The 16,150-nt window shown below is 65.4% G+C and carries 15 protein-coding genes; 7 read left to right on the forward strand and 8 right to left on the reverse strand.

Going from position 1 to position 16,150, the window contains the following annotated elements:
- The first annotated feature begins 126 nt into the window (after positions 1 to 126).
- A complete protein-coding gene (locus BI344_RS05845) occupies positions 127 to 351 on the forward strand; it encodes a hypothetical protein (protein WP_071111966.1) in 225 nt (74 codons plus the stop codon).
- Positions 352 to 505: 154 nt separating this feature from the next.
- On the opposite strand, the gene BI344_RS24725 is transcribed toward BI344_RS05845, so the two are convergent.
- Entirely contained in the window at positions 506 to 715 is a 210-nt protein-coding gene (locus BI344_RS24725; RefSeq protein ID WP_277620422.1) for a darcynin family protein, read from the reverse strand.
- 223 nt (positions 716 to 938) lie between these two features.
- Here BI344_RS24725 and BI344_RS05855 point away from each other — a divergent pair, with 223 nt between their 5' ends.
- The 6 genes from BI344_RS05855 to BI344_RS05880 all read left to right on the forward strand — a co-directional run bounded on the left by BI344_RS05855 (position 939) and on the right by BI344_RS05880 (position 8,508).
- Positions 939 to 1,535 (forward strand): TetR/AcrR family transcriptional regulator, encoded by a 597-nt coding sequence (locus BI344_RS05855; RefSeq protein WP_071111967.1) that lies wholly within the window; start codon positions 939 to 941, stop codon positions 1,533 to 1,535.
- Between the two features lie 18 nt (positions 1,536 to 1,553).
- Complete coding sequence (gene ltaE, locus BI344_RS05860) at positions 1,554 to 2,585, forward strand: low-specificity L-threonine aldolase (RefSeq protein ID WP_241499255.1); 1,032 nt, start codon at positions 1,554 to 1,556, stop codon at positions 2,583 to 2,585.
- A gap of 50 nt (positions 2,586 to 2,635) precedes the next feature.
- Positions 2,636 to 3,370 (forward strand): substrate-binding periplasmic protein, encoded by a 735-nt coding sequence (locus tag BI344_RS05865; RefSeq protein ID WP_071111968.1) that lies wholly within the window; start codon positions 2,636 to 2,638, stop codon positions 3,368 to 3,370.
- 47 nt (positions 3,371 to 3,417) lie between these two features.
- Complete coding sequence (locus BI344_RS05870) at positions 3,418 to 4,191, forward strand: alpha/beta hydrolase (protein ID WP_071111969.1); 774 nt, start codon at positions 3,418 to 3,420, stop codon at positions 4,189 to 4,191.
- Positions 4,192 to 4,260: 69 nt separating this feature from the next.
- The gene (locus BI344_RS05875) at positions 4,261 to 6,294 is read left to right on the forward strand and encodes a prolyl oligopeptidase family serine peptidase (protein ID WP_071111970.1); all 2,034 of its coding nucleotides are present in this window, start codon (positions 4,261 to 4,263) and stop codon (positions 6,292 to 6,294) included.
- 189 nt (positions 6,295 to 6,483) lie between these two features.
- Entirely contained in the window at positions 6,484 to 8,508 is a 2,025-nt protein-coding gene (locus BI344_RS05880) for a M13 family metallopeptidase (protein WP_239690848.1), read from the forward strand.
- A gap of 54 nt (positions 8,509 to 8,562) precedes the next feature.
- Here BI344_RS05880 and BI344_RS05885 read toward each other — a convergent pair whose 3' ends face one another.
- The 7 genes from BI344_RS05885 to BI344_RS05915 all read right to left on the reverse strand — a co-directional run bounded on the left by BI344_RS05885 (position 8,563) and on the right by BI344_RS05915 (position 15,900).
- Positions 8,563 to 9,891 (reverse strand): CsgG/HfaB family protein, encoded by a 1,329-nt coding sequence (locus BI344_RS05885; protein WP_071111971.1) that lies wholly within the window; start codon positions 9,889 to 9,891, stop codon positions 8,563 to 8,565.
- 29 nt (positions 9,892 to 9,920) lie between these two features.
- Entirely contained in the window at positions 9,921 to 10,562 is a 642-nt protein-coding gene (locus BI344_RS05890; RefSeq protein WP_083338772.1) for a hypothetical protein, read from the reverse strand.
- 50 nt (positions 10,563 to 10,612) lie between these two features.
- Positions 10,613 to 11,671: a hypothetical protein gene (locus BI344_RS05895; protein WP_204378021.1), complete on the reverse strand. Its 1,059-nt coding sequence runs from the start codon at positions 11,669 to 11,671 to the stop codon at positions 10,613 to 10,615.
- Positions 11,668 to 12,834 (reverse strand): hypothetical protein, encoded by a 1,167-nt coding sequence (locus tag BI344_RS05900; RefSeq protein ID WP_139166896.1) that lies wholly within the window; start codon positions 12,832 to 12,834, stop codon positions 11,668 to 11,670. Before BI344_RS05900 ends, BI344_RS05895 begins: the two co-directional genes overlap by 4 nt.
- Before the next feature lie 243 nt (positions 12,835 to 13,077).
- Entirely contained in the window at positions 13,078 to 13,608 is a 531-nt protein-coding gene (locus BI344_RS05905) for a YfaZ family outer membrane protein (RefSeq protein ID WP_071111975.1), read from the reverse strand.
- 62 nt (positions 13,609 to 13,670) lie between these two features.
- The gene (locus BI344_RS05910) at positions 13,671 to 14,303 is read right to left on the reverse strand and encodes a YceH family protein (protein ID WP_071111976.1); all 633 of its coding nucleotides are present in this window, start codon (positions 14,301 to 14,303) and stop codon (positions 13,671 to 13,673) included.
- 64 nt (positions 14,304 to 14,367) lie between these two features.
- Positions 14,368 to 15,900 carry a glycine betaine uptake BCCT transporter gene (locus BI344_RS05915; RefSeq protein ID WP_071111977.1) on the reverse strand — a complete coding sequence of 511 codons (1,533 nt, stop codon included), beginning with the start codon at positions 15,898 to 15,900 and terminating at the stop codon, positions 14,368 to 14,370.
- Positions 15,901 to 16,150 lie beyond the last annotated feature (250 nt).

Raw genomic sequence — 16,150 nt, forward strand, 5'->3', positions numbered from 1 at the left:
CTTTTCCGCATTGGCCGTATCTTGACTGATACGCGTCCGGTTACTGGTGGGCGCGCGTCAGGGACCGGCATGAAGCGCCATCGGCGCGTCCTCCGCCGGCCAACTCTCAGCATTAGGGAGATTCCGATGAAGCAGCAAAGATTCGATATCGATCTGGACAAGCACTACAACGCCACTGTGGTGATCGCCTGCGAAGAATGCGGACGTGAAACGCGCCAACATCTGAGAACCATCCTTCCGGACCATCCCCTGCAGTGCAGCTGCGGCGCCGACATCTCGATGGCCGCGCCCGACATCCAGAAAGCCGAACGCCAGGCGGACGCCATCCGACAATCGTATCGAATACACTGATTTCAGTCTCTGACAATTGATCACGCTGCAACCGCCGGCAGCCTTAGCCGGCCTTATCGGGCTTAGGCTCGAATCCAGGAAGCACCAATAGACGCGGCGGCCATTCGGCCGCCGTTCCGCTTGGATGGCTTTGCGAGGCTGGGAATGGCGCGCGCTATTGCGCCAGCTGGGCGTCGTATTCGCGAAAACCGTTCTCCACCGCCGGGATGATGTCGAGGAATTCAAAATAGGGCTCGGTGCCTATCTTGCTGTCGCGCAGCGCGTCGATCAGGTAATAGAAATCCTTGATCGACTTGGTTTCGAACAGGGCGATGTCGCTGCAGCGGCCGGTGAAGGCCTCGGCGTCGAACCAGCGCATGCGCACGGCGGCTATAGCGGGCGTAGATCGGCTGCAGCACTTCGGCTTCGAAGCGGCGGCGCTCCGGGCGGCTTAGCCGCAACCAGTTGGGGGTGACGCGCAACAGCGCGAAGAAAGCGTAGGTTTGCTGCATGGGTCAGGCTCCTGTGAAAGTGAAACCACGCAAATGTTTGCAGCCCCAACTTTAAGTTGGTTTGCATGAGGAAAAAACTCGTGTTTCACTAGACCGATGCCCTCCATTCCGCAAGCCCGAAAACAGCCGAGTCAGGCCCGTTCCCGCCACGCCGTCGCCGCCATCCTAGAGGCGGCTGCTCGCATTCTGGCGCGCGACGGCTATGCCGGCATGACCACCAACAAGGTGGCCGAGCTGGCCGGCGTCGCCATCGGCTCGCTGTATCAATACTTTCCCAATAAGCAAGCGCTGGTGGCCGCGCTGCACCGCCGCCACGGCGAGGAAACGCTGGCCGTGGTGGAGGCTACGCTGCGGCGCGGCGCGGCGCTGTCCCCCAGGCGACAATTGGCCGAACTGGTATCGGCGGTGCTGGCCCTGCATCAGCGCGAACTGGGCCTGCACCGGGTGCTGGAACGCGAGTGGCCGGCTTTCGACGAGCCGCCGCCCAGCAATCCGCAGGACGCTGCGCTGCGCGGCTGCGTGGCCGCCTGGCTGGACGGCATCGGCGTCGGCGCCGACCGGGCCGAAGTGCTGCTCAGGATGGCGGACAGCCTGATCCACGGCCTGCTGCTGGACGCCGAGCCGCCGCCGGATCTGGCGCAACTGATTAGCGACGCGCTGGCGGGCTTTCTGGGCCTGCCGGCGGAGAATTGACACCACCTGGGAGTGCGAATGATGAAGTGGATAGACCTGCGCAGCGATACCGTCACCCATCCGACGCCGGCGATGCGCCAGGCGATGTTCGACGCCGAGGTCGGCGACGACGTCTACGGCGACGATCCCACCGTGATCCGGCTGGAGGCGCTGGCGGCGGACAAATTGGGCAAGGAGGCGGCGCTGCTGGTGCCCAGCGGCACCTTCGGCAACCAGCTGGCGCTGTTCAGCCACTGTCGGCGCGGCGAGGAAGTGATCGTCGAGGACAGCAGCCACCTGGTCTGGCACGAGGCCGGCGGCGCGGCGGTGATCGCCGGCGTGCAGCTGCGCACCATCGAGGGCCGGGACGGCGTGATGGCGGCGGCGGACATCGAGCGGCGCATCCGTGTCGGCGACGACATCCATGAGCCGCGCACCGGCCTGATCTGTCTGGAAAACGCCCATGGCAACGGCAAGGTGCTGCCGCTGTCGGCGATGGCCGACACCGTGGCGCTGGCGCGCGCGCATGGCGTGCCGGTGCATCTGGACGGCGCGCGGGTGTTCAACGCCGCCGCCCACCTGGGCTGCGACGTGCGCGAGATCACCCGTCATGCCGACAGCGTGATGGCCTGTTTGTCCAAGGGCCTGGCCGCGCCCATCGGCTCCATCCTGGCAGGTTCCGCTGACTTCATCGCCCTGGCGCGCCGCAAGCGCAAGCTGCTGGGCGGCGGCATGCGCCAGGCCGGCGTGATCGCCGCGTCGGGCATCCTGGCGCTGACCGAAATGGCGGCGCGGCTGCCGGAAGACCACGCCAATGCCCGCTACCTGGCCGAGCGTCTGGCCGGCCTGCCCTGCATCGACATCCGGCCGGACGAGGTTCACATCAATCTGGTGTGGTTCCGCTTCAACGCCGACATCGACGGCGCGGAACTGATGGCGGCGTTGAAGCAGGCCGGTTTCCTGGCCAATCCGCCGCATCAGGGCATGATGCGCCTGGTCACCCACTGGCAGGTGGACCGCGACGATATCGACCGGCTGGTGGAGACCATGCGGCAAGTGCTTTGCGATTGAGCGGCGAGAGCCGGCTATAAACAAAGCGTGAATCGATGGGAGCTGGCCGCATGTGGCATCGCTTGCTGTCTGGCGCGCTGCTGGCGGCCGGGCTGTGCAATCCCTGGCTCCAGCCGGCGGCGGGAGAGGTCCGCGCCGCCGGGCTGGACGAGGTAAAGATCTATACCGACGACGATCCGCCCTACGTGATGGTGGCGGCGGACGGCGCGGTGGCGGGCGGCACCACGGTGGAGAAGGTGACGCGGGTGATGCGCAAGGTGGGGCTGCCTTTCAGCGCTCTGCAGGCGGTGCCTTGGGCGCGCGCCTACCAGGAGGCGAAAACCCGCCCCTACGCGATGGTGTTTCCCATCGCCAAAACCCGCGAGCGGTTGAAATACCTGGACTTCACCTTCAAGATCATCGATGCCGAGGTTTATTTCTATTGGCGGAGGAGCCGCGCCGATATCCAGCTGGCGTCGCTGGACGACGCCAAGAAATACTCGGTGTGCGTGGTGCGCAACGACTACCGGCAGGAATATCTGGAGAGCGAAGGCTTTCTCAAGCTGGACACCGCCGGCGACACCACCGAGAACGTCAGGAAATTCCTCGGCGGCCGCTGCGACCTGATCGTTTCCACCGAGACCGGCATGCTCAGCAAACTGAAGGCGCTGGGCGCGGAACGGGCGCAACTGGCGCGCGGAATGAAGTTGGACAAGCTGGACAGCGCCCTGTACGCGGCATTCAACAAGAACACTCCGCCGGAGGTGATCGCCCGCTTCAAGGCCGCCGCCGCCGAGGTGGAGTGAGCGGCGCGGATCGCCGCGACCCGTCGCTTTCCAGGAGATCTGCCGCCATGTTCCACAAACTGCTGTGCCTGCTCTGCGCTTGCCTGCTCGCCTGCCCGACGCTGGCCGAGCAACTGGTCAGCGTGGACAGCCGTCCCGGAGTGACGGTGCGCTTCCTGCTGCTGGAGCCGGCGGGGCCGGCGCGCGCCAGCCTGATCCTGTTCACCGGCGGCGAAGGGCAGCTCAAACTGTCCGACAGCGGCGAACTGGGCGCGGGAAAGAGCAATTTCCTGGTGCGCACCCGCCAGGGGTGGGCTGACATGGGTTTTAGGGTGGCGGTGGTGGACGCGCCGTCGGATCAACCGCGCGGCCTGCTCGGCGACTTCCGCGCCAGCGCCGAGCACGCGCGCGACATCGCCGCCGTCGCCGGCTATCTGAAACAGGGCGCGGCGCTGCCGCTGTGGCTGGCGGGCACTAGCCGCGGCACCACCTCGGCGGTGGCGGTGGCCTTGCAGCTGCCGGACCAGGTGAGCGGCCTGGTGCTGACCTCCAGCATAGACAGCGGCCGCGGCAGCCTGTCCGGCTTCGCGCTGGAGCGGTTGAAGGTGCCGGTGCTGATGATCCAGCACCGCCGCGACGAGTGCCGCTCCAGCCGCGCTTACGCTCTGGGCGCCATCATCGACAAGCTGCGTTCGGATCAGCCGCGCGAGCTGATGCTGATGGACGGCGGCAAGAGCGAGGGCGACCCGTGCCAGCCCTGGGCCTGGCACGGCTACCACGGCATCGAGCCGCGGGTGCTGAAGCTTGCCGGCGCCTGGATGCTCGCCCACGGCGCGCGCTAGCCGGCCGATTTGGCAGCCGCCGCCGCCGGTGCTACCCTCGCCGCCATTCCTTGAGTTTCCGGTATCGCCATGAACCCGTCCCACGATTCCCATCTCTGGCTGGAAAGCCTCGATTCCGAAGCCGCCGCCGCCTGGGTGGCGCAGCAAAACGCCCGCACCGAAAGCGTGCTGGACGCCGACCCGCGCTTTGCCGGCCTGCGCGCCGACATCCTGGCCCACCTGCGCGACACCCGGCAGATTCCGTACTTCGCCGAGCATGCCGGCTGGCTGTACAACTTTCACCAGGACGAGGCCCATCCGCGCGGCATCTACCGCCGCAGCACGCTGGACGCCTACCGCGCCGGCAGCCAGGACTGGCAGACGGTGCTGGACATCGACGCGCTGGCCGACGTCGACGAGCGCGACTGGTATCTGGATGGCGTGTCGCACTGCACGGTGATGCCGGAGCGGGCGCTGGTGCATCTGACCGACGGCGGCGGCGACGCCACCGTGGCGCGCGAATACGACATCGAGGCGCGGCAGTGGCTGGAGCAGGGTTTCCGCTTTCCGGAAGGCAAGAACCACATCGCCTGGCGCGATCCGGACAGCGCCTTCGTCTGCCCGGGCTGGAAGGGCGCGCCGCTGACCCGCGCCGGCTATCCGCGCGAAGTGTGGCTGGTGACGCGCGGCGCCGACGGCCAGCACGGCTGGACCCAGCTGTTCGCCGCTCCGGAGGACGCGATGATGGTGGCGGCCTGGCGCTTCCTCGACAGCGACGGCAGCGCGCTGGACCTGATCGAGGCCTCCGACGGCTTCTACCGCAAGACCTACCATCTGCTGGACGGCGCGCTGGAAACCCATGCCTTGCCGCTGCCGGACAAGGCGGAGATCGAGGCCTATATCGCCGGCGACTTCATCGTCAAGCTGGCAGAGGACTGGAACTGGCGCGGCGAGCGCTATCGCAGCGGCAGCCTGCTGGCGGTGAGCCTGGCCGGCCTGCTGGGCGAGGGCCCGGCGCCGCAGCTGCTGCAGGCGCCTCAGCCGCGACTTGCGGTGGCGGCGGTGGAAACCACCCGCAGCCTGTTGCTGGTCAACCTGCTGGACAATGTCAAAAGCCGGCTGCTGGCCTTCGCCAAGCAGGACGGCGTCTGGCTGCCGCGCGCCTTGCCTGTGCCGGAGGGCGGGGTGGTCGAGTTTGCCGACCAGCCCTGGCAGAGCGACATCCTCTACTACAGCTACAGCGACTTCCTCACGCCAGGCGGCCTGTACCGGCTGGATGTCGCCTGCGGCGAGGGCGAGTGCCTGCGCCAGCAGCCGGCGGCCTTCGACCCCGCGTCCTATGTGGCCGAGCAATGGCAGGCGCGCGCGCCGGACGGCGAGATGATCCCCTACTTCGTGGTGCGCCGCCGCGACGCGGCGTTCGACGGCGGCGCGCCGACGCTGCTGTACGGCTACGGCGGCTTCGAGGTGCCGATGCTGCCGTATTACATTGAAAACTTCGGCCCGCACTGGCTGGCCAAGGGCGGCGCCTTCGTGCTGGCCTGCATCCGCGGTGGCGGCGAGTTCGGTCCGCGCTGGCACCAAGCGGCGCAGGGCGCCAAGCGCCAGGTCAGCTTCGACGATTTCCTGGCGGTGGCGCAGGACCTGATTTCCCGCAAACTGACTTCTCCGGCCAAGCTGGGGATAGAGGGCGGCAGCAACGGCGGCCTCTTGGTGGGCGCGGCGATGGCGCAGCGACCGGAACTGTTCGGCGCGGTGGTGTGCGAGGTGCCGCTGCTGGACATGCTGCGCTACACCGAGCTGCTGGCCGGCGCCAGTTGGATAGACGAGTACGGCGATCCGGACGACGAGGCCGAGCGCGCAGCGCTGGCGGCCTATTCGCCCTACCATCACCTGCGCGCCGACGCCCGTTACCCGCTGGCGCTGTTCACCACCAGCGGCAGCGACGACCGCGTCCATCCCGGCCACGCGCGCAAGATGGCGGCGCGGCTGTTGGAGTTGGGCCATGACGCGCTGTTCTACGAAACCAATGGCGGCGGCCATTCCGGCAACGCTGGCCAGGACGACACGGCCACCGAACTGGCACGGGTACTGGTGTACCTGTACCAGCGGCTGATGGACTGAGTCCGCCGCGGCCGCAGTAAAAAAAGGGCGCTTCGACGTCCTTTTTTGTCGTCTGCCGACCGGCGGGCGGACGGACGGACTATCGATGCGGATCGCATGGATTCGATTGCTGATTGCCCGCCGCGCGGCGTACCATCGGGCATCGGCGGCGCGGCTCGCCGCCGGCACAAAACGATAAAGAGGAAAACCATGCAAGCAAGAAAATTGCTGCCGCTGGCGCTGCTGTTGTGCCTGCAGGCGGCCTGGGCCGATGGCGGCGGGCTGGATTACGGCAGCTACGGCATAGACTTCAAAGGCATCGACCGCTCGGTGCGCATCCAGGACAACATCTCCTTGTACGCCAACGGCGCCTGGATGAAACAGACCGAGATCCCGGCCGACCGCTCGTCCACCGGCGTGGCGGAGCTGCTGTACGACCGCAATCAGCAGCGGGTGCGGGAAATCATCGAGCAGGCCGGCAACGACGGCTCCACGCCGGAGGCGCGTCAGATCGCCGATCTCTACCGCAGCTTCATGGACGAAGCCGCCATCGCCCGCGCCGGCCTGAAGCCGCTGGAGTCCAAGCTGGCCGCCATCGCCGCGTTGGCTAACCAGCAGCAGGCCATCGCCTATATGGGCAGGCTGCAGAACCAGCCCGAGGACACGCCGTTCCGCTTTTACGTGGCGCCGGACGCCAAAAACTCGTCGGTCTACCTGGCTGGCGTCAGCCAGTCCGGCCTGGCTATGGACCGCGACTACTATCTGGGCAAGTCGGCCGATTTTGCCGCCGCGCGCAAGGCCTATCAAGGCTATTTGACCCGACTGCTGACCCTGGCCGGAGAAAAGCGCGCCGCGCGCCGCGCCGCCGCGGTGCTGGCGCTGGAAACCCGCATTGCCCGCATCCAGTGGAGCAATGTGGAAAACCGCGACATCCAGAAGACCTACCACAAGGTGCCGGTGGCTGATCTGGGCACACAGCTGCCGGGCTACGACTGGCCACGGCAACTGGCTGACGCCCAGTTGTCCGCCGCCAAGGATGTCAACCTGGACCAGGCGAGCTACCTGGCGAAGCTGCCGGCGGTGCTGCTGGCCACCCCGATAGCGGTGTTGCGCGACTATCTGACCCTGCGCACGCTGGACGCCTACGCCGGCTATCTGGACAAGTCGTGGGCCGCCGCGCGCTTCGACTTCTACGGCAAGGCGCTGGATGGCCGCAGCGTGGACAGGCCGCGCTGGAAGAAGGCGGTGACGCTGGTGGACGAGGGCATAGGCGAGGCGGTGGGCAAGCTGTACGTGGCCAAGTACTTCACGGCCGAAGCCAAGCGCCAGGCCGACGAGCTGGTGCGCAATCTGCTCAGCTCCTACGACCAGAGCATAGACAAACTGGCGTGGATGAGCCCGGAAACCAAGCAGGAGGCCCATCTGAAGCTGTCCAAGTACACGCCCAAGATAGGCTATCCGGATAGCTGGCGCGATTATTCCAGCTTGGCGATCCGGCCGGACGACCTGGCAGGCAACGTCGCGCGCATTTCCGAGTTCAACTACCGCCGCCAGAGCCAGCATCTGGGCCAACCGGTGGACCGCAAGGAATGGGGGATGACGCCGCAGACCGTCAACGCCTACTACAACCCGTCCAACAACGAGATCGTGTTCCCGGCCGCCATCCTGCAGGCGCCGTACTTCGACCCGGCCTACGATCTGGCGGTCAACTACGGCAGCATAGGCGCCACCATAGGCCACGAGATCAGCCACGGCTTCGACGACCAGGGCCACCAATTCGACGGCGACGGCAATATGCGCAACTGGTGGACGCCGGCCGACGAGAAGCGTTTCCGGGAGGAAACCGCCCGCCTGGTGGCGCAATACAGCCGCTTCGAGCCGGTGAAGGGCCAGCACGTCAACGGCGAACTGACGCTGGGCGAGAACATCGCCGACAACGCCGGCCTGGAGGTGGCGTACAAGGCCTACCATCTGGCGCTGGGCGGCAAGGAGGCGCCGGTGATCGACGGCCTGACGGGAGATCAACGCTTCTTCATCGCCTTCGCCCAGTCATGGCGCAGCAAGGCCCGCGACGCTTCGGTGCTCAAGCAGCTGGTATCCGACCCGCACACGCCGGACCTGTGGCGGCCGATCGGCACCGTCAGCAATATGGACCCGTTCTATCAGGCTTTCGACGTCAAGCCGGGCGACAAGATGTACCTGCCCAAGGAGCAGCGCTTCCACCTGTGGTGGTAAAAAAGCCGGGCTCCGTGAGGAGCCCGGCTGTCGGCATGGCGCGCGGCTCAGCCCTTACCACTTGTCCTTGTCGGCGGCGAACATGCCGCCTTCGGACTTGTGCTTTTTGGCGGCGGCCTTCTTGCCGGCCGCCGGCGCGGAGGCTTCGGCCCTGGCCGTCGGCGCGGTCGCCAGCTCACGTAGTTGCAGGCCGCCCGGGGGCACCTGTTCCAGCGGCATCCGCACATTTTCCAGATGGCCTTGCGACATCGTCGGCGTGACTTTGTCCACCACCACTTCGCAGCAGTCGTACTCGGCGCGGCCCAGCGATTGCCCAGTCTGCGGGTCCTTCACTTCCTGGCCCAGCGAAACCAGCTTATAGCGAGAGCCTTCGCGGACGGACTGGCCGCCCTGGCTGAGGATCACGTTGTTGCCGGTGCGCGAGGCCACGGTGATCGGAAAGGTCCTGACCAGGATGGCGCTGACGATGCGGTCGACAATCTGGCCCTCCATGCCGCGGCGGATGCCGTCGGCGGCGCCGTCGCCCAGCTTGCCGCTATTGCCGCTGAGCATGCTGGACAGCTGCACTTGGCGGTTGGCCACGTTGATGACGCGCTGGGACAGGTTCCAGCTACCCTTGCCCTTGTCGTAGCCGAAGGCCGTGATGTGTCCGGTCCAGATCAGGTCCGCGCTGAGCGCCTGGCTGATCTTGGAGCGTTCGGCCGACGGTGTTTGCCCAGAGCTGATCATGTCCAGCTCCTGCTGCACGTCATCGCTCAGCTCGCGGTCCAGTACCGAGAAACGCCCTGTGTTGGTCAGCGCGTCCAGCGTCTGCTGGTGGATTTCGCTGGCAATCTGCGCGGCAGGCACCTGGATGCCGGCTACTTTGAACGCCTCCTTGTCGATGTACACCGGGCCGACCACGATCTTCAGCTTGCCGGCGCTGGCAGGCTGCGAGAACTTGGCGATCTTGGCTTCGATGGTGGCTTTGTAGCTCTTGCTCAGCAGACCGGGCTCTTCCATCTTCACCAGCTTGAAGCCGGTGACCACGCCGCCGGACTCCTGCGCGACGTACTCGGTGAAAGCATGGGCGCTCAGTTGCTCGGCGTCCTTGCCGGCGGCGGCGGACAGCACCATCTTGACCTGTTCCGAGGCCATGTCGAAGGATGCGCCGTTGGTCTGTTTGATGGCCAGCTTCAGCGCTTCCTCCACCGCTTCGGCGGCGGAGGCGCCGTTGCCGGTCGCGGTGGCCGCCACCGAGTCCAGCTTGCCTACATCCGGCAACGCCTGGCCTGCGGCGCTGGCCGGCTCAGGCCTGGACGCGCTGGCGGCGTCGTCTTTGTGCGAGCACGCCATCAGGCCCAGGGCCAGTGTGGCTGCGCCCATCACCTGTCGCAATTTCATGTCGTCTCCTTAGGATGGCGTCGCTGCGATCACAGCGCCGAAGTGGCGTCCTTGGGAACCGGGATGTCGTTGCTCTTGGCAAAGCTCACCGCCTGTTTCAGCGCCTCATAGAGGTTCTTGCTGTTGGACGGCAGGCTAGTGACGATGTAAGCGCCGGAAGACAGCTTGGGCAGGTCAAGCGGAGAGGCGGCGGCCAGCGCGTTTTTGAAGCCGCTGAACTGGTTGGCCATCTTGGTGTACTTCAGCATGCCCTTGCCCAGCGAGGCGAGGCCATCGGCGTAGGTTTTCTTGGACTCGGCGTCCATGGCGCTGCCGGCATTCTTCTGGCGCTCGCTGATGATCTTGGATACATCGCTCTGCACCGAGTCGGCCTTGCTCAGGTTGTCCTTGGTGGCGCCGGAGGTCAGGGCGTCGGCCTCGGCCTTGGCCAGCGCCGCCGCGTCCTTGGCGCCCAGCGCCGAGGCCATCAGCGACTGCGCCATCAGTACCTGCTTGTTGGCGCCGGTGTAGGACTCCACCAGTTGCTGTTGCTGGCCGACCAGATCGCCGCCGCTGGCGTTGCTGCCGGCCGCGCCGGTCAGGCTGGTCACGGCGTCGAACATGCCGGCCTGGGTTTGGATGGAAGTCAGGGTCAGGGCGGCCAGGGCCGATACGATCAAAGTCTTGCGCATTTTCATCTCCAAAATATTCAAATTTTCAGGTGGAACGGGGAAATACCGGCTTATTTGATGCCGTTGTTGGTCATCTGGCTCAGTAGCTCGCGGGCCACTTCTTCAGCTGCCTTTTTCAAAGCGTTGGTTTGCGCCTCTTCTTCGGTGGGGCCGAGACCGGCGGCCTGGATCGGACCGACTTCGGCCTTGGTTTCCGGGATGGCGTCGCTGGCATCCAGCAGTTTGCCGGTTGCGGCGACCGATACCCGGAACATGCCGGTGGCCGGATCGGTGTCGGCCAGGCGCACGTCCAGCGTGCCGTAGGCGATGTAGGGCACCTTGGCGTTCTGCAGGCCGGCGGCGACGTCGCGCTCGGTCTTGGGCTGCAGGTCATTGCCGGACTTGAAGTCGGCTTCGACGTTCTTGATCTTCAGCAGGCCCTTGCTGTACGGCTCCAGATAGGCGGCGTCCACCACCTTGAAGCCGGCGCCGGCGAATACGCCGTTGAACACGCTTTTCAGGTAGTTGCTGGGGAAGATGGCGTAGGTCTTCTTGGTGGCTTTGCGGGTGGTGCTGCCGCCGGTTTCGGCGGATTCGCGGTATTGCGCGCCGCCGCGGCCTGCCTTGCCCTGGGCTTTCACTTCCACCGACTGGTATTCGCGATCATCGAAACGCTGCGAGGAGTCTGTCTGGCGCGAGACGAAGATGAAGGTCAGCTTGGATTTCTGGCCGTTGTTGGCTTGGGCGACTCCCGACGACGCCTTCACCGCGTTATTCAGTTGCGAGACATTGAGGGTGGCGCGGATGGTGACGGTGTACTGGCCCATGTCCGGACGGTCTTCTTCATTCAGGATGGTGCTGTCCAGGATGTAGCGGTCCGGGTCGGCCTTCACTTTCTCGCGGATGGCGTCCAGGTTTTGCGACTGGGCATCGCCGGCTTCGGCGTAGTACTTATCGATGGCTTTCAACTGGGCCTGCAGCAGCGCTTGCGCCCGCACTTCGGGGGTGACTTTCCGGCCGAACAGCGAGGATTCGTATTTGACGGTAGCTTGGCCTTTCGCAGTGGCGGTGGCGGCTAGCGCCTGCCCGCCGCACAGCAGCATGAGGGCGATGAGAAGGAAGCGGATCATTGACAGGCTTTCAATAATTGTTGAGTGGTGGTGATCTGTTTGTCGATGTCGGGGGCGTTGGTCGCGGACTTCAGCCAGTCGCTGCGATTGCCCGCCAGATTGTCGGCCAGCTTGGCGAACAGGCCCTTGATCGCGTCGTGATAGGCCGGATAGTCGTCGATATTGTCCTGGCTGGCTGGAACCAGCTTGACTTCGCCGTTCTTGAAGTCGGCGTCGAGATAGCTTTTGCCGGAAACCGGCTCCTGGATGTTGACGTGGGCATAGGCACCGTAGATGTAGCTGCTGCCCGCGCTGGCCTCGCCGCTCTTGATGCGGCGGAATTTCGGAATGTCGAGGGCGATGCTGTAATCGGCTTCGGGCAGCTTGAGCATGAAGACTTCGCCGTCGGAGATGCGCATGGACATGACATTGCCGATGGCATAGCCCTTGCTGTACGGCAGCAGCGGCACGCCAGTCTTGCTGGACAGGTTTTCCGCGAACAGATCGGCGGCCCAGGCCTCGGCTGTGCCCGGAATCCGGGTCAACTCGGCCGGCAGTGCCTTGCGCGCCTCGTCACCGATGTTCACCTTGGCAACTTGCAGAAAACGCGGCACATGTTCCGGAATGCTGGCGTCGCGCATGATGTCAGCGAAACGCTGGATGATGCCCGGCTTGCCCTGGTCGCCGTAGTACAGCGAGGCAAAGCGCTGCTGCATCTCCTGCGGGCTGGGGTCATGGTCGACCAAGTCCAGATAGGTGAAGCTGAATGGATAGGCGCGCAGCACGGTCATGTTCTTGAAGTCGAAGAACATCGCCTGGGCTCGGACCTGGGTCATTAGCTTGGCTACGCCGTCGAAGCGTTCTTTGGATACGGTTTCACCGGTGATCAGCAGGGTGGCTACCACCGCCTGATCCTGTCCTTTCAGCGTGGTCAGCCCGTTCCGGTTCAATTCGAAATGCTGCGGTTTGTCCTGCGCTAGCTTGGCCGCCAACTGCTGATTGAGCGGCTTGCCTTGCGTCGCCAATGTTTTTTCCAGCAACAGGCTGTATGGGAAGCGGGCCGGGATGGATTTGCTGTCGCCGGAATAGGATAGCCCGGCGAAAGTGACCGTAGCGGCATCGCCGAGAACCGGCGCCAGCAGCAGACAGGCCGTCAACAATAGAGAGCGGAGTGAGGTGTGCACAGAGAGGTGTTTCCTTGGGTTTGATCGCGGCAGGCGGGGCCTGACCGCGCGCATGGCCAATACATTCAATATGTTGAGATTATACTATTAGGATAGAATTTTTGAATATTGTAAATATTTTGAAACTAGTATTGTCATGAACTGGGGCAAGGTGAAGGGATGTCAGCTGCGGGGAGGGGAGGGGAAATAAGAAAGCGGCTCCACTGTGGGAGCCGCTGTAGCGGGTACCGCCGCGAGGCGGACCTAGAAGCTCAGGCCGGCGCCCAGATAGGCGCCGTCGGCCAGCCGGCGGCTGCGGCTGTCGTCCTGGCGGCGGATGTCGAAATAGCGGTAGCCGGCTTCCACGCTGACCGGGCCGAGCACATTCCAGCGCACGCCGGCGGAATAGTCGCTGACGCGGTTGACGCTGCCGCTGGCGAAACTGTCGGGCGCGTAATAGGCCTGGCCGAACAGATTGATCTTGGGCGCGATCTCGAAATTGGCGCGGCCGCCCACCAGCGCGGCGCTGGCGGAGCCGCTGTCAGGCGACAGCGCCATCAGCTTGCCGCCAGCGGCTACCGTCAGCGGCCCCAGCGGCAGCGCGAACTCCAGGCCGGCGCCGCCGGCGCCGCCCTTGTGGTCGTCATGCAGGTAGTCGAGGCTGATGCCCAGACCCAGGCCGTTGGGGGTGCGGGTGAATTGCTGGGTGCCGTTGCCGGCGCCGAAGATGTAATCGGCGGCATGGGCGCCGCCGGCCAGGCTGGTCAGCGCCAGCGCGAAAGCCAGATGTTTCATTGGTCACATTCCTGGAGTAGTTTAAGCAGCAACAGATAGTGACCAATTGCTAAAAAACAAGTTCAGCTCTCCAAATGTTGCTCCAGCGACAGCAGGCGGGTTTTCAGCGCCGCCACCTCGGCCTCCAGCGCGGCGACGCGGCCGGTGAGGCCGACGTCTATCATCTCGCAGGGCGCGGCGGCTTCCGCCAGCTGCGGCTCGCCGCACAGCAGGTGGCACCAGCGCGCCTCGCGTTCGCCGGGCTGGCGCTCCAGCTTCTGCACCAGCGGCGGGTATTTGTCGGCCAACGCCGCCAGCGCGGTTTCCACTTCGTCCACGCCGGAGAAGCCGTAGATGCGGCCGGAGCGGGTGCGGATCTCGGCGCCGGTCTGCGGGCCGCGCAGCATCAGCAAGGCCAATGCCGCCTGCCTGGCGCCGTCGATATTCCACTCGTAGCTGAGGCGGTGCTCGTACTTGGCGACGCGGCTGCCGGCCGGCAGCCTCTCGCCCACCAGCCGTTTGGCGATCAGCGCGTCCAGCGCCGCGCTGATGTCGGCGTCGGACAGCTGCATCACCGGTTCGCGGCTGGTCAGCTGGTTGCAGGCGCTGGAGAGGCCGTTCAGCGTCATCGGATAGGCGTCGGGCGTCAGCGCCTGCTTCTCCACCAGCGCGCCCAGCACGCGCACTTCGATCGGGTCCAGTTGGTGCGTGTCCATACATCCTCCACTGCTAGATTCAATACAGACATCATCGCACCAAACCCAGGCCCGGCCCAGCTTTTCAGCCCTGCTCGCGGCGCTCCAGCGCCTCCAGCTGGCGCAGGCGGCGGATCTCGCGCTTGCGGCCGTCGCGCTCCTCCTCATCCAGCGCGCGGTACAGCGACACCGCCATGCCTATCATGATCAGCATGAAGGGCAGCGCGCTGACGATCAGCACCGCCTGCAGGCCCTTCAGGCCGCCGCTCTGCAGCAGGATCAGCGCCACCGCGGCCAGCAGCACGCCCCAGATCAGCTTGACCTTGTGGCTGGGGTTGAGGCTGCCGCCGCTGGTGAACATGCCCAGCACGAAGGTGGCGGAGTCGGCCGAGGTGACGAAGAAGATGATCACCAGCGTCATCGCCAGCAAGGACAGCAGGCGGCCGCCGGGCAAGTGGTCGAACATCACGTAGAGCGCGGTGGAAACGTCGCTCTTCACCGCGCCGACCAGATCGGCGCCGGCGAACAGCTGCAGGTCCAGCGCGGTGCCGCCGAAGGCGGAGAACCAGACGAAGCTGGCCAGCGCAGGCACCAGGAGCACGCCGACGATGAACTCGCGTATGGTGCGACCGCGCGAGACGCGGGCGATGAACATGCCGACAAACGGCGCCCAGGTCACCCACCAGGCCCAGTAGAACAGCGTCCAGTTGGCCATCCAGGTGCCCTGGCTGAACGGCGACATGCGCAGGCTGGTGCTGGTGAGGTTGCCCAGGTAGTCGCCCAGCGTGGTGGTGAAGGTGTCGAAGATGAAGCCGGTGGGTCCCAGCACCACCACCGCCAGGAACAGCAGGATGGCCAGCAGGATGTTGAGGTTGGACAGCCACTTGATGCCGCGCGACAGGCCGGTCAGCGAGGACAGCAGGAACAGCAGGGTGGCGATCGCCACGATGGACACCGTCAGCAGCGTGGACGGCGCGATGCCGAACAGCATCTTCAACCCGCTCTCGATCTGCAGCGTGCCGAAGCCCAGCGTGGTGGCGACGCCGAACACGGTGGCCAGCACCGCCAGCACGTCGATGGCGGTGCCGATCGGGCCATCGACCTTGTCGCCCAAGAGCGGGCGGAAGGCGGCGCTGATCAGGCCGGGCTGGCCACGGTTGAACTTGAAGTAGGCCAGCACCAGCGCGGTGAGGCTGTACACCGCCCACGGATGCAGGCCCCAGTGGAAGAAGGCGTGGCGCATCGCGGCGCGGGCGGCGTCAGCCGATTGCGGGGCGACGCCGCTGCTTGCCGGCGTGGCGAAGTGGGAGATCGGCTCGGCCACGCCCCAGAACACCAGGCCTATGCCCATGCCGGCGGAAAATAGCATGGAAAACCAGCTCAGCCGCGAGAATTCCGGCTCCTCGTCCTCCTTGCCCAGGCGGATGTGGCCGAAGCGGCCAAAGGCCAGATACAGCGCGAACACCAGGAAGCCGAACACCGACAGCAGATAGAACCAGCCGAAGCGGGAAATGGTGAAGCTCAGCCACTGGCCGGTGGCCGAGGCCATCTGCTCCGGAGCCAGCACGCCCCAGAGCGCGAACAATACGGTGAATAACAGCGATAGTCGTAAAACCATCAGGACTCCTTGGAGTGGCGGCGACGCCGGGCCTCGCGCGAGGCGCGTCGCCGTACGGGATGGGAAGATTGACGACTCGAAGGCGAGCGCCGCTGGCGGAGCCGGCAGGGGCCGGGGCATTCCGCGTTGCCCGGCGGTTCGGGCGGATAGCTGACGGAGTCAGCCTGTTTGCATTTCCGGATGTCGCGCGGTTCGCGAAAATGGCCGGAATTCAGGCTGCTTCCTGTTGAATAATTGAATAAAATCAATC

This window comes from Chromobacterium sphagni, from assembly GCF_001855555.1.
Lineage (GTDB): Bacteria > Pseudomonadota > Gammaproteobacteria > Burkholderiales > Chromobacteriaceae > Chromobacterium > Chromobacterium sphagni.